At 61.8% G+C, this 13,225-nt stretch carries 10 protein-coding genes; 4 read left to right on the forward strand and 6 right to left on the reverse strand.

All coding sequences use genetic code 11. The annotated features are described in order from the left end of the window. The first annotated feature begins 234 nt into the window (after positions 1-234). The 3 genes from RSO67_RS13245 (at position 235) to RSO67_RS13255 (ending at position 5,585) form a co-directional block, all read left to right on the forward strand. A complete protein-coding gene (locus tag RSO67_RS13245) occupies positions 235-2,538 on the forward strand; it encodes a TonB-dependent siderophore receptor (protein ID WP_315843831.1) in 2,304 nt (767 codons plus the stop codon). Positions 2,539-2,706: 168 nt separating this feature from the next. Further along, the gene (locus RSO67_RS13250) at positions 2,707-3,723 is read left to right on the forward strand and encodes a Fe(3+) ABC transporter substrate-binding protein (RefSeq protein ID WP_231079250.1); all 1,017 of its coding nucleotides are present in this window, start codon (positions 2,707-2,709) and stop codon (positions 3,721-3,723) included. A 188-nt stretch (positions 3,724-3,911) separates the two neighbouring features. Further along, on the forward strand, positions 3,912-5,585 hold the full coding sequence (locus tag RSO67_RS13255) for an iron ABC transporter permease (RefSeq protein ID WP_315843832.1): 1,674 nt from the start codon (positions 3,912-3,914) through the stop codon (positions 5,583-5,585). Positions 5,586-5,590: 5 nt separating this feature from the next. On the opposite strand, the gene RSO67_RS13260 is transcribed toward RSO67_RS13255, so the two are convergent. The 3 genes from RSO67_RS13260 to RSO67_RS13270 all read right to left on the reverse strand — a co-directional run bounded on the left by RSO67_RS13260 (position 5,591) and on the right by RSO67_RS13270 (position 8,124). Then, positions 5,591-6,655, reverse strand: coding sequence for an AI-2E family transporter (locus RSO67_RS13260; protein WP_315843833.1), 1,065 nt, complete (start codon positions 6,653-6,655; stop codon positions 5,591-5,593). Positions 6,656-6,740: 85 nt separating this feature from the next. Then, positions 6,741-7,391 carry a 3-oxoacid CoA-transferase subunit B gene (locus RSO67_RS13265; RefSeq protein ID WP_068728764.1) on the reverse strand — a complete coding sequence of 217 codons (651 nt, stop codon included), beginning with the start codon at positions 7,389-7,391 and terminating at the stop codon, positions 6,741-6,743. Positions 7,392-7,419: 28 nt separating this feature from the next. Further along, the gene (locus RSO67_RS13270) at positions 7,420-8,124 is read right to left on the reverse strand and encodes a CoA transferase subunit A (RefSeq protein WP_068728766.1); all 705 of its coding nucleotides are present in this window, start codon (positions 8,122-8,124) and stop codon (positions 7,420-7,422) included. A 265-nt stretch (positions 8,125-8,389) separates the two neighbouring features. Between RSO67_RS13270 and RSO67_RS13275 the strand changes: the two genes are divergently transcribed. Beyond that, positions 8,390-10,318 (forward strand): AsmA family protein, encoded by a 1,929-nt coding sequence (locus RSO67_RS13275; RefSeq protein ID WP_315843834.1) that lies wholly within the window; start codon positions 8,390-8,392, stop codon positions 10,316-10,318. A gap of 9 nt (positions 10,319-10,327) precedes the next feature. On the opposite strand, the gene RSO67_RS13280 is transcribed toward RSO67_RS13275, so the two are convergent. From RSO67_RS13280 to RSO67_RS13290, 3 genes are read right to left on the reverse strand one after another with little or no spacing between them, the layout of a single operon-like run. Next, positions 10,328-11,143, reverse strand: a complete 816-nt coding sequence (locus RSO67_RS13280) for an ABC transporter permease (RefSeq protein WP_315843835.1) — start codon at positions 11,141-11,143, stop codon at positions 10,328-10,330. Continuing rightward, positions 11,143-12,054, reverse strand: coding sequence for an ABC transporter permease (locus RSO67_RS13285; protein ID WP_315843836.1), 912 nt, complete (start codon positions 12,052-12,054; stop codon positions 11,143-11,145). The genes RSO67_RS13280 and RSO67_RS13285 overlap by 1 nt, the downstream gene beginning before the upstream one ends. After that, on the reverse strand, positions 12,051-13,217 hold the full coding sequence (locus RSO67_RS13290; protein ID WP_315843837.1) for an ABC transporter ATP-binding protein: 1,167 nt from the start codon (positions 13,215-13,217) through the stop codon (positions 12,051-12,053). Before RSO67_RS13290 ends, RSO67_RS13285 begins: the two co-directional genes overlap by 4 nt. Between the last annotated feature and the right edge of the window lie 8 nt (positions 13,218-13,225).

Here is a 13,225-nt window from a genome sequence, read left to right on the forward strand (position 1 = left end):
AATCGTTTGGCGCAGGCTAGCCGTCGCCCTTCGTTTAGAACGATTACAAATTATCTCGACGCCTATTGGTGCACGGATCACACACCTTGGGCATATCCCGCGAAGTTCGATTTATTCTAAACGCCATATAATTCGCGCCTAATACTCCGAATTGCAGATGTGTCCAAGTGTTTCCGAGGAAGCACAAGGACCGCCGGCATTTGCATGAGCGGAGAATATTTCAGGGGCGTAGTAATGACTTCCAGGACTTCTATCGGGGGGCGCGGCACGGCGGCGCGCAAAGCTTTTCTGATTTCGACGAGCGCGGCGGCCATCATCGCGGCGGGATTCTGCATCGCAGAGCCAGCCATTGCGCAAAGCGCGAATTCCGGCTCATCGACATTGCCGCCGGTGCAGGTCGACGCTCCCAGCGCGCCGCGCGTCCGCCGTGCCCAGCCGCAGCGCGCCGCATCCGGCCGCGTCGCCCGGACACGCGCTGTTGCGCCGCAGCCGGTTCGCCAGCCGCTCAGCGTCAACCCGCAGGACGCACAGTCCGGCCAGGTCGGCTACATCACCCAGAATATTTCGAGCGGTACCAAGACCAACACCGCGCTCCTCAACGTGCCACAATCGGTCACGGTGCTCACGAAGGAATTCATCCGGGATCAGGATTTCCGCAGCATCGGCGAAGCGGTTCGCTATGTGCCGGGCGTCGTGCCGCATCAGGGCGAAGGCAATCGCGATGACGTCGTCATCCGCGGGCAGCGCACCAATGCCGACTTCTTCATCGACGGTATTCGCGACGACGTGCAGTATTTCCGCGATCTCTATAACACCCAGCGCATCGAGGTCCTGAAGGGACCGAATGCCATGATCTTCGGCCGCGGCGGCGGCGGCGGCGTCATCAATCGCGTACAGAAGGAAGCCGACGGAGTTTCGATCCGTGAGGTAACTGTTCAGGGCGGATCGTTCGACAACAAGCGCGTGACGATCGATACCGGCGGCGCCGTGAACGAGAACGTCGCGGCGCGCATCAACGCGATGTATGAGAATTCCGGAACCTATCGCGACTACGGCCACCTCGAGCGTTATGGCATCAATCCGACCGTGACGATTCGCGGCGAGGATACCAAGGTCAAGCTCAGCTACGAATATCTGCATGACGACCGCACCGCGGATCGCGGCATCCCGGCACAGGGCACTGTGCCAGCGCCCACGAATGCACGCCCGACCGTGCCGTTCGCGACCAATGCTTCGACCTTCTTCGGCAATCCGGACCAGAGCTATTCGAAGCAGGACGTCCACATTGCCAACGCCGTCATCGACCACGATTTCAATAATGGCCTGACGGTCAAGAACTCGTCACGCTATGCGAACTACGACAAGTTCTACCAGAACGTTTTCCCGACCACGGGAACGTTCGTCACCCCCGGCGGCACCGCGTCCATCTCGGCCTACAACAACCTGGCTCAGCGCGAGAACCTGTTCAATCAGACCGACTGGACCTACAAGACCAATACCGGTCCCGTGCTGCACACGATCGTATTCGGTACCGAGTTCGGACGGCAGAACACTTTCAGCCTTCGCAACACCGGCCAGATCAACGGCGGCGCGACCTTGCTCGTTCCCGCGGCCAGCCCGACCACCTTTGCCCCGTGGTCGTTCATCCACAACAACGCCTCCGACAACAACTCCTATGCGACGCTCGATATCGCATCGGTCTATATTCAGGACCAGATCGAGGTCAGCCGTTACCTGCAGTTCATCGGCGGCGTTCGTTACGATCGTTTCGACCTCACCTCACAGAACCTCAATCCGGGCGGCACTCTCGACAGCCGCGTCGACAACCTTGTCTCACCGCGCGCTGGCGTGATCATCAAACCACTCGATAATCTCTCGGTCTATGGCAGCTACAGCATTTCGTATCTGCCAAGCGCTGGCGACCAGTTCAGCTCGCTGACGCCATCGCTCGCCGTCACCGTGCCGGAGAAATTCATCAACAACGAAGTCGGCGTAAAGTGGGACATTACCCCGCGACTGCAGGCGTCCGCAGCCGTCTACGATCTCGACCGGGAGAACCAGAGGTTCATCGTGGGCGGCCAGGTCGTCGCCCTCGGCAAGACCAACACCAAGGGTGCTGAGCTCAGCCTGACCGGCTATGTCACCGATCAGTGGCAGGTCACCGGCGGCTACGCCTACACCGACGCGCGCATCGTCGATGCCAGCTCCGCCACAATCGTCCCAGGCAACCGCGTCGGCCTGGTGCCACTCAACACCTTCACCATGTGGAACAAATATCAGTTCAACGAGATGTGGGGTGCCGGCCTCGGTATCATCCATTACGACGACTTCTTCGCCACGTCGGATGATACAGTGAAGCTGAAAGCCTTCACCCGCGTCGATGCCGCAATCTACTTCCGGCTCGACAAGACGTGGCGTGCCCAGCTGAACATCGAGAACCTGTTCGATACCAGCTACTACGCCACCGCCGATGCGGCCAACAACATCACGCCGGGCTCGCCGCGCGCGTTCCGGGCATCGGTGACGGCGAACTTCTAAGAGCTCTCGACATCGGGCCGCAGGTAAGCTGTTGCTTATCTGCGGCCCACTTTTAAATCTGGAATCAATCTAATCTTTTGTCCACGCGACGTTCAGTCACTGACATTCGAACGCCCACTGCGCTACTCCACCTGACATTGTCGATATGCCCCTTGCCGGAGCCATTTCATGATCAAGCACCACGCCCTCGCCACCGCCGTCCTCTTCGCCGCCCTTGGCTCATCCGCGCTGCAGGCGGCCGAAGAGGTCAATGTCTATACCTATCGCGAGACCAAGCTCGTGCAGCCGATCTTCGAGGCCTTCACCAAGGATACCGGCGTGAAGGTCAATGTGATCTCGGCCAGCTCGGGCCTCGAGCAGCGCATGAAGGCCGAAGGCGCCAACAGCCCGGCAGACGTGCTGCTGACGGTAGATATCGGCCGCATCGACGAGGCCGTGCAGGCGGGCGTGACGCAGCCAATGAAATCCGAGGTGATCGAGAAGGTCGTGCCGGCGCAATATCGCGATCCCGACGGCCACTGGGCTGGCATCTCCATGCGCGCCCGCGTGGTCTATGCGTCGAAGGATCGCGTCAAGCAGGATGCCATCACCTATGAGGAACTGGCCGATCCGAAGTGGAAGGGCAAGATCTGCATCCGCTCCGGCCAGCACATCTACAATAACGGCCTGTTCGCCGCCTATGTCGCCAAGCACGGCGAGGCCAAGGCCGAGGAATGGCTGCGCGGCGTCAAGGCCAATCTGGCGCAGAAGCCGTCCGGCGGCGACCGCGAGACCGCCCGCGACGTCGCGGCCGGCAAATGCGATCTCGGCATCGGCAACACCTATTACTGGGCGCTGATGATGAATGCCGATCCCGACAAGAAGCCGTGGGCGGAAGCCACCAAGGTGATCCTGCCGACCTTTGAAGGCGGCGGCACCCATGTGAACCTGTCCGGCGTGCTGCTGGCCAAACATGCGCCGAACAAGGCCAATGCCATGAAGCTGATCGAATGGCTTGCAGGCGAGCATGCCCAGCAGGTCTATGCCGACGCCAATTACGAATATCCCGTGCGCGCCGGCATCACGATCAATCCGACCATCGCGGGCTATGGCAAGCTCAATGCCGACCCGATGCCCATCGCCAAGATTGCCGCGAACCGCAAAGCCGCGTCGACGCTGGTGGACAAGGTCGGGTTTGATAATTGAGCCCGGCTATTGCTCCGTAGGCTGTGATGATGCACAGCCTATCAGTATGTTGTCTCCGCCCTGTGTGCCTGCAGCGCACACGGGGCCGGGGACCCATACGCACCGAACTCTCGGTAGGGCGCTGTGGCTACGGCAATTTCTGACTTACTTCTCCTTGGGGTATGGATCCCCGCCTTCGCGGGGATGACATGTGGAGAGTGCTCACGCGGGCATGCACGCCCGTGAGGCCTTCCCGCACCGAAGCGCTCGCGATTCTCGTCGCAGTTGCCACCGCGCTCCTTGTGGCTGCGCCAGTCATCAGCATCGCGCTACTGGCGCTACAGCCGGAGCCCGAGCTTTGGCAGCATCTGATCGCCTATGTATTGCCGCAGGCGCTGCGCGACACCGCAGCCCTCCTGATCGGCGTCGGTATCGTCACGCTCGCGGTCGGTGCCGGCACCGCATGGCTGGTCTCGGCGCATGATTTCCCCGGCCGCACGCTCATGCTCTGGCTCTTGCCGCTGCCGCTGGCGATTCCGACCTATCTCGCCGCTTACGTCTATGTGGACCTGTTCGAGCCACTGGGCCTCGTCCATCGCGCATTGGCAACGGCAATGTCGTTGCCCGGCGCGATCGGGTGGCTGCCGAGCCTGCGTTCGTTGCCCGGCGCCATCTTCGTGATCGGCATCGTGTTGTATCCCTACGTCTATCTCTCTGCTCGCGCGATGTTCCAGCATCGCAGCGCCGATTTTGCTGAAGCCGCGAAGATACTCGGTGCCGATCGCTGGACGACGTTCCGCCGAGTCTCGCTACCGATGGCGCGCCCCGCCCTCGCTGTGGGCCTCGCACTGGTATCGCTGGAAACGCTGAACGATATCGGCGCCAGCGAATATCTGGGCATTCGTACGCTCACCGTCTCGGTTTTCACGACCTGGCTCAACCGCGGCAGCCTTGCAGGTGCTGCGCAGCTGTCATTGTTCATGCTCGCCATCGTCGGGGTGCTGATCGCCATCGAGCGCTTCGGCCGCCGCGAAGGCAGCGTGGAATTCTCTTCGGAGAATCCGCGGTTGGCACCGCGCACGCCTTTGACAGGCCTACGCGGATGGCTTGCTTTCACCGCCTGTCTCCTCCCTGCCCTGCTTGGCTTCGCCGTGCCCTTGCTCTATCTGCTGCGCGAGAGCCTGCGCCGCGGTCTGCTATCGATGGAAACGACGGTTTGGCGCGATGCCGGCCACACCATTGCGCTGGCCGCAATTGCCACGGGAGCCGCGCTGCTTCTCGGGCTTGTGGTGATCGTCGCTCAGCGCTGGCGTGCTTCGCGGCTGACCAACCTGTCGGTCGCTGTCGCCCAGACCGGCTATGCGCTGCCCGGAACGGTGCTGGCGCTGGGTCTGCTGACGCCGGTGCTGTTCATCGACAATGGATTCAGCAAGCTCGCCGGATGGCTCAGTCTCGCATCGCCCGGGCTTGTCATGGTCGGCTCTGGCGCCGCCGTGGTGATCGCCTATGTGATCCGGTTCCTGGCGGTGCCGACCGGTTTCATCAAGGCCGGCTTCGAGCACATCCCCGTCGATTACGACGATAGCGCTCGCGCCGCCGGCGCACCGGTAATCACCACACTGCGCGTGATTCAACTGCCGCTATTGCGTCCGGCATTGTTCGGCGCCGTCATCGTGGTCTTTGTCGATTGTCTGAAGGAGCTGCCCGCCACGTTGCTGCTGCGACCGCTCAATGTCGAAACGCTGGCGACTTCGATCTATCAATATGCGAGTCGTGGCAGCTTTGAAGAAGGCGCCCTGGCCGCACTTCTCATCGTCGCTGCGAGCATCGGCCCGGTGGTCTGGCTGACACGCTTTGCAGATGTGCCGCAGGGGCCGGTGTAACGCGCTTACGCGATCGGGACCGAACCGCTTTTGCGTGACTCCGCAAAGATCGCCCAGGCCGCCACGAACATCGCCGCAATCACGGGACCTACAACGAAACCGTTCAGACCGAGGGCGTCAATGCCCCCGAGCGTCGCGATCAGCACCAGATAATCCGGCAGCTTGGTGTCCTTGCCGACCAGCATCGGGCGCAGGATGTTGTCGACCAAACCTATGACGAGAAATCCATAGGCGATCAGGATCACGCCCTGAACGACCAAGCCCGTCGCAAGCAGATAGAGCGCGACCGGCATCCAGACGAGGCCAGCACCCACCGCCGGCAACAGCGACAGGAACGCCATCAGCACGGCCCACAACAACGCAGCATTGATGCCAAGGATCCAGAAGATCAACCCACCGAGCGCGCCCTGTGCCAGCGCGACCAGAATGCCGCCCTTCACCGTGGCGCGGATCACCACCGTGAACTTCTCCATCAGATCGTCACGCAGCTCGGGCCGCAGCGGAATGGCATTCTTCACACGCTCCGACAGCGCTTCGCCGTCCTTGAACAGGAAGAACAGCAGATAAAGCATGATGCCGAGATTGATGATGAAGTCGAACGTGCTCTGACCGATGTTCAGCGCCTGCGATGCAAAGTACTGACTGCCTTTGACGAGGCCCTCAGTCAGCTTGTCCTGCATGCCGCCGAGATTGGCAACGCCGAAGCGATCCAGCAGTCCCCTTGCCCATTGCGGGACGGCATCGAGTATCTGCTGCAGAAACGTGCCGAGATTGAATTGGCCAGACTTCATCTTGCCGACAACGACAGCCGCTTCCTGCGCCAGCGATGCGCCAACCAGTGTCAGCGGCAGGATCACGATCAGCACGATCAATCCCACGGTGAGCAAGGCGGCCGAGTTTGGATGCTTTGGCATCCGGCGCTCCAGCCGCCGATGCATCGGCGCGAACATGATCGCGATGACCACGCCCCACAGGATCGCGCTGTAGAACGAGCTCATGATCCAGCCGAAGGCCAACGTGACCACGACGATCAGAAGCAGAAAGAAACGGTCTTCGAGACTGGCGCGCATGTCGGCTTCCTAGTGAGGGGTGATACTAACACGAATGCCCGGCACAAGGCCGGGCATCATGTCAACGTTCGGAACGCGCAATCGTTCAGGTGTTGGTCAGCGCGACCCGGAATTCAGCTTCGGTATTGGCCTTCACCTCATCGAGCGTCACGCCATCGGCGAGTTCGATCAGAGCCATGCCGTCATTGCCGTGCTTGTCGATGGTGAACACCGCGAGATCGGTGACGACCATATCGACGACGCGCTCGCCGGTCAGCGGTAGGTTGCAGCTCTTCAGCAGCTTGGCGCCATCCTTGGCCGAATGCTCCATCACGACGACGACGCGTTTGACGCCGGCGACGAGGTCCATCGCGCCGCCCATGCCCTTCACCATCTTGCCGGGGATCATCCAGTTGGCGAGGTCGCCATTCTGGGCGACCTGCATCGCGCCGAGGATCGACAGATCAATATGGCCGCCACGGACCATGCCGAACGAATCCGCCGACGAGAAATAGCTGGTCTCCGGCAGTTCGGTGACCGTCTGCTTGCCGGCATTGATGAGGTCCGGATCTTCGTCGCCCTCATAGGGGAAAGGGCCCATGCCGAGCATGCCGTTCTCGCTCTGCAGCTGAACGTCCACGCCTTCGGGAATGTAGTTTGACACCAGCGTCGGAATACCGATGCCGAGATTGACGTAATATCCGTCGCGCAGTTCTTTAGCCGCGCGCGCTGCCATTTGATCACGGGTCCAAGCCATCGTTCTCTCCTGTTTTTGCTTTTGGCGGTTACGCGGGACGCTGACGCGAGGTGACTTTTTCGATCCGCTTCTTGCCGGTACCGACCTCGACAATGCGCTTCACAAAAATGCCGGGGGTGTGAATGTGATCCGGGTCGATCTCGCCGGCCGGCACCAGATGCTCGACTTCGGCAATGGTGATCTTCGCGGCGGTCGCCATCATCGGGTTAAAGTTGCGGGCGGTCTTGCGATAAACGAGGTTGCCTGCGGTATCGCCCTTCCAGGCGTGCACAATGGCAATGTCGGCAAACAGACCACGCTCGAGCATGTAGGTCTCGCCGTTGAATTCCATGGTCGGCTTGCCTTCCGAGATCAGCGTGCCAACGCCGGTCTTGGTGTAGAAGCCCGGGATGCCGGCGCCGCCAGCACGGATGCGCTCGGCCAGCGTGCCCTGCGGGGAGAATTCGAGTTCCAGTTCGCCGGCCAGATACTGCTGGGCGAAGAGCTTGTTCTCGCCGACATAGGACGAGATCATCTTCTTGATCTGGCGGGTTTCCAGCAGGCGCGACAGGCCGATACCGTCGACGCCGGCGTTATTGGACACCACAGTGAGGTCCTTGACCCCGGAATCGCGCAAGGCGTCCGACAGGTCTTCGGCAATGCCGCAGAGGCCGAAGCCGCCGGACATGATCATCATGCCGTCCTTGAGAATGCCGTCGAGTGCCGATTTGGCGTCGGGGTAGACCTTGTTCATGGGAATCGACCTGATGCAGGAATGCGCTGAGAACCCAGCGGGCGCGGGCGGCTATGTCGTGGATTATTAGGCGGAAACTCCGCGGCAGGTCAATCGCGGGGGACTGCGACCCCATCACCCCCGCTATGGCCTTGAAAGCGTCAAGAAAACCCTTCAAATTGAGGACCTTGGACGTGGGCGCACATGGATGCCGCCCCGCTATGTGTGACCACCAACCAACCCGGATAGTTCATTGACGAGTGCCCAAGGAATAAGACGCCTGGGGATGCCGATTGCGGCGCTCCTGGGTGTTGCAGTGATCGGGCTGTTTGCCATGTCGTGGTTGCTCAACCGCGATACGTTGCGCCATGCCGTGGAGGCCCAGATCCGCGCCGTGACCGGGCTGGATTTCGTCGTCAACGGCGCGGTGGATGTCTCGGTCTTTCCGGGCAGCTATGTCTCGTTTCACGATGTCGGCCTGAAAGGCGGCGGGTCGATCGATCCCGCTTTGACGGTCGATGTGCTGACGGCCAATCTGCGGCTGTTGCCGCTGCTGCTGCAGCGCTTCGAGATCGCCGACATGATGATGCTGCGGCCACGTATCCGCGTGATCCGCGAGGCCTCCGGCGAAAGCAACTGGACGCCATTCATCGAGTCCATCGCCCGCACCATGAGGCCGGGCGCTGAACAGCCACTATCCTTCTCCGAGATCCGCATCCAGGACGGCGTTCTGCACTATCAGGACCCACACAACACCGAGCGTCTCGGCGACATCGACCTGTCGCTCGCCTGGCCATCGATCTCGCGCTCATTCGCGGCAACGGGCCAGTTCGACTGGCGCGGCGAACGCATCGACGGCAGCCTCAGCGTCAGCGACTTCATTGCCGCACTGTCCGGTGAGCGCTCCGGCGTAAAGGCACGCATCGCCGGTGCGCCGATCAAGCTGGCATTCGACGGCACCGTCGCCAACAAGGCCAGTCTGGTCATGGAAGGCACGCTGACTGCCGACAGCCTGTCGCTGCGCAATGCGCTGCGCTGGGTCGGTCAGGCACCGCCCGGCTCCGGCGGTTTCGGCCGCTTTGCCCTGAAGGCGCGTGCCAGCTTGGTGGGCCCGTCGATTGCACTCACCAACGTCAATGTCGAACTCGACGGCAACAGTGCCGAGGGCGTCATGACCTACAGCAACACGGGCCGCCAGACGCTGCAGGCGACGCTGGCTGCCGGTGCGCTCGACTTCACGCCCTATGTGTCCACCGTGCGGCTGCTGGCCTCCGGCGCCCGCGACTGGAACCGGCAGCTGTTCGATCTGAACGCGCTGTCCACCACTGATCTCGACATGCGCCTGTCGGCCGCCAAGGTCACCGTCGGCTCTTCAGTGCTCGGCCGCACCGCGCTCGGCGCCAACCTGCGCGGCGGCACACTGGCGCTGTCGGTAGGTGAAGCGCAGATGTATGGCGGCATCGTCCGTGGTTCGTTCAACGTTGCCCATTCCGATGCAGTCGCTGATGTGAAGGCCCAGTTCCAGTTCAGCGATGTCGACCTGCAGGCCTGTGCCAGCGATCTGTTCGGCGTCAACAAGCTCACCGGCCGCGGCAATCTCAGCATGATGCTGGAGGCCTCGGGCTCATCGCCCTTTGGTCTCGCGCAATCACTCGACGGCACCGCGACGTTGACCGGTCATGACGGCGCCATCAGCGGCTTCAACGTCGAACAGTTGCTGAAGCGGTTGGAGCGACGTCCGCTGTCCGGCGCCGGCAATTTCCGCTCGGGTTCGACGCCGTTCAATACGCTCAACATGTCCGTGAAATTCAACGACGGCATCGCTACCGCACAGGATATCCGTATCGATGGTCCCGCTGCAAAACTGACGCTGACCGGTACCGCGTCGGTGCCCTCACGTGAATATGATTTCAAGGGCATCGCTAGTCTCAATCCGGCAACCAACGGCACCGGCGGCTTCGAGCTGCCTTTCGTGATCCAGGGCCCGTGGGACGATCCGCTGATCTTCCCAGATCCGGAAAGCCTGATCCGCCGATCGCCGGGCGCGGCGCCTTTGCTGGATGCGGTGAAGGATCGCAAGACCCGCGACGCCGTACGCTCGGTGATCGAGCGCTTTACGGGTGTGCCCAAACAGGCGCCGGTAGCAGAGCCGGATAAGCCCGCCGATGCACCTGCAGCGGCAGCACCTGCCGATGCAGCACCGAAGGCGAATTAACTTTTCGCTTTACAACGGCGCGGCGCTTTCGCCCCGGGCGCTCGACAGTTTCGACACCAGCGATGCCAGTACAATAACGACGGCGATGAAACCGACGATCAGCGTGCAGATCGCGTTGATCTCCGGTTTCACGCCAAGACGCACTTCCGAATAGATCCTGATCGGCAGCGTTGCCGAGCCCGGCCCGGTTGTGAAACTGGCGATGACGAGGTCGTCGAGCGACAGCGTGAAGGCCAGCATCCAGCCCGCGGCAATGGCCGGCCAGATCAGCGGCAACGTAACGGCTATAAATGCGCGGAGCGGATCGCGGCCAAGATCCATCGCCGCTTCCTCGAGGCTGCGATCAATCCTCGCGAGGCGCGATTGCACCACGACAGCGACAAAGCACATGGTGAGTGTGGTGTGGGCGATGGTCACCGTGACAAAGCCGCGCCCGGCGTCCAGCGCCACGAACAGCAGCAGCAGCGACAGGCCGGTGATCACCTCGGGCATCACCAGCGGCGCATAGAGCATCCCGGACATCAGCATCCGGCCGCGAAATCCCGCACCACGCGTCAACGCTATCGCGGCCAAAGTGCCGAGCAGCGTTGCCAGCGTCGCCGACACGACCCCCACGCGAAGGCTCATCCAGGCAGCATCGAGCATCGCACGGTCGTTGAAGAATTCGGTGTACCAGCGCGTCGACCAGCCGCCCCACACGGTCACCAGCCGCGAAGCGTTGAACGAATAGATGACCAGAATGACGATCGGCAGATATAGAAACGCCAGGCCAAGCACCAGCGACGTGACGTTAAAGCGCGACAGGCGGAGCGGATGCACGGCCATCAGCGCGCCTCCAGCTGCCGGCGCTGCAGCCGGTCATAGACCAGCAGGGGGATCAACAGCAGTCCGAGCAACACGATGGCGGTAGCCGATGCGACCGGCCAATCCTTGTTCGTGAAGAACTCGAGCCACAGCGTCTGGCCGATCATCAGCGAATTCGATCCGGCGAGCAGATCGGGAATGACGAATTCGCCCATGATCGGGATGAAGCACAGCAGTGCCCCGGCGCCGACGCCGCGCAGGGACAAGGGAACTGTCACCAGCCAGAAGGCGTCGACGCGCGAGACGCCGAGATCGGCGGCGGCCTCGATCAGCGAGGGGTCCTGCTTCGCGAGCGTGGCATAGAGCGGCAGGATCATGAAAGGCAGATAGGAATAGACGATGCCGAGATACATCGCACTGTCGGTGGACAGCCACACGATTGGCGCCGATACAACGTGCAGCGCGAGCAGGACCTTATTGAGCAAGCCGTCATGCTGCAGGATGTTGATCCAGGCATAGATGCGGATCAGGAACGAGGTCCAGAACGGCACGATGACCAGCATCATCGCGATGCCCTGCCAGCGCCGTGGCAGACGCGCCATGCCATAGGCGATGGGATAACCGACCGCGAGCAAGATCAGGGTCGATACGACGGCGACGAGGACGCTGCGCAGATAGGATGCGAGATAGAGATTGTCGGAAACGAGCAACCGGAAATTATCCAGCGACAGCGCGGCAAACGAGGCCTTGAGCCCGGCGATTCCTTCGGACAGACCGAACACCGGCAGATAAGGCGGCTGCGCAATCGCTGTCTGCGACAGGCTGATCTTCAGCACGAAGCCGAAGGGCACCAGAAAGAACAGCACCATCCAGACATAGGGCGGGATGGCAGCGAGCCGCGCCGGCGCCGTAAAGATGCGATTGCGGCTCATTGAACCAGTACCACGCAATCATCGGGGGCGAACCATGCCGCAACGCGCTCGCCGATCGAATAGGCATCGACATCGAGCCGCGCGGTATTGGCGAGAGCGACCCGCAATGTGGCTCCACGGTCGAGCTTCACCTTGTAGAGCGAGCGACCGCCGAGATAGCCGACGTCGGAAATGACACCCTCAAGGCTGTTCATGGCACCGCTATTGATGAGGTCCGTCGCCGGCCCGCGACGCGACAACCGGATCTTCTCCGGGCGGATCGCAACGCAGATGACCGCATCGCCGACAGGCTGTCGCGGCTCGATCGCAAACAAGGTTCCTACGTCGCGGCCTGCAATGGTCAGGCGATGACTGTCACGGTGCGTGATACCGCCCTCGACGATGTTGATGTCGCCGACGAACTCCGCGACCCAGCGCGATGCGGGCGCCTCATAAAGCTGTCGCGGTGTCGCTACCTGTTGCAGACGTCCGTCATTCATGACGCCGATGCGGTCGGCCATGGTCATCGCCTCCTCCTGATCGTGGGTGACGATCACGAAGGTGGTGCCGAGCTGGCGCTGCAGCGCCATCAACTCTACCTGGGTCTCTTCGCGCAGTTTCTTGTCGAGAGCTGCCAGCGGCTCATCGAGCAGCAACAATTGCGGATGCCGCGCCAGCGCCCGGGCGAGCGCCACGCGTTGTTTCTGGCCACCCGACAATTGATCCGGTCGGCGTTTCTCCAGTCCCTGGAGCTTGACCAGCGCCACCATCTCGGCAACCCGCGTATCGATGCCGAGACGCGTCAAGCCAGCGCTCTTGAGACCGAAACCGATATTGTCGCGCACGTTGAGATGCGGAAACAGCGCGTAGTTCTGGAACATCATGTTGACGGGCCGCTGATGCGGCAATACCGCAGCGATATCCTCGCCATTCAACTCGATCTTGCCCGTGTCCGGTGCCTCGAAACCAGCCAGCATGCGCAGTAACGTGGTCTTGCCACAGCCGCTCGGGCCGAGCAGCGCGAAGAATTCACCGGCCTTGATGTCTAAAGAGAGATTGTCCACTGCGCTATGCGCGCCGAATTTTTTGGTGACGCCGTCGATCCGCAGCAAGGGCGTGGGATAGGCGACGACCGGCGCATCGCTGGCCGCCGGATCCGCAACTGTCGCAGTGAGATTCGTCATAACCGCAA

It is taken from the genome of Tardiphaga sp. 709, from assembly GCF_032401055.1.
Classification (GTDB): domain Bacteria; phylum Pseudomonadota; class Alphaproteobacteria; order Rhizobiales; family Xanthobacteraceae; genus Tardiphaga.

Excerpts from the sequence above, each read along its gene's own strand:
- RSO67_RS13285 (WP_315843836.1), bottom strand. The coding sequence starts at position 12,054 with ATGAGCCGCAATCGCATCTTTACGGCGCCGGCGCGGCTCGCTGCCATC.
- RSO67_RS13290 (WP_315843837.1), bottom strand. The coding sequence starts at position 13,217 with ATGACGAATCTCACTGCGACAGTTGCGGATCCGGCGGCCAGCGATGCG.
- RSO67_RS13250 (WP_231079250.1), top strand. The coding sequence starts at position 2,707 with ATGATCAAGCACCACGCCCTCGCCACCGCCGTCCTCTTCGCCGCCCTT.
- RSO67_RS13265 (WP_068728764.1), bottom strand. The coding sequence starts at position 7,391 with ATGGCTTGGACCCGTGATCAAATGGCAGCGCGCGCGGCTAAAGAACTG.
- RSO67_RS13260 (WP_315843833.1), bottom strand. The coding sequence starts at position 6,655 with ATGCGCGCCAGTCTCGAAGACCGTTTCTTTCTGCTTCTGATCGTCGTG.
- RSO67_RS13275 (WP_315843834.1), top strand. The coding sequence starts at position 8,390 with ATGCCGATTGCGGCGCTCCTGGGTGTTGCAGTGATCGGGCTGTTTGCC.
- RSO67_RS13255 (WP_315843832.1), top strand. The coding sequence starts at position 3,912 with ATGTGGAGAGTGCTCACGCGGGCATGCACGCCCGTGAGGCCTTCCCGC.
- RSO67_RS13280 (WP_315843835.1), bottom strand. The coding sequence starts at position 11,143 with ATGGCCGTGCATCCGCTCCGCCTGTCGCGCTTTAACGTCACGTCGCTG.
- RSO67_RS13270 (WP_068728766.1), bottom strand. The coding sequence starts at position 8,124 with ATGAACAAGGTCTACCCCGACGCCAAATCGGCACTCGACGGCATTCTC.
- RSO67_RS13245 (WP_315843831.1), top strand. The coding sequence starts at position 235 with ATGACTTCCAGGACTTCTATCGGGGGGCGCGGCACGGCGGCGCGCAAA.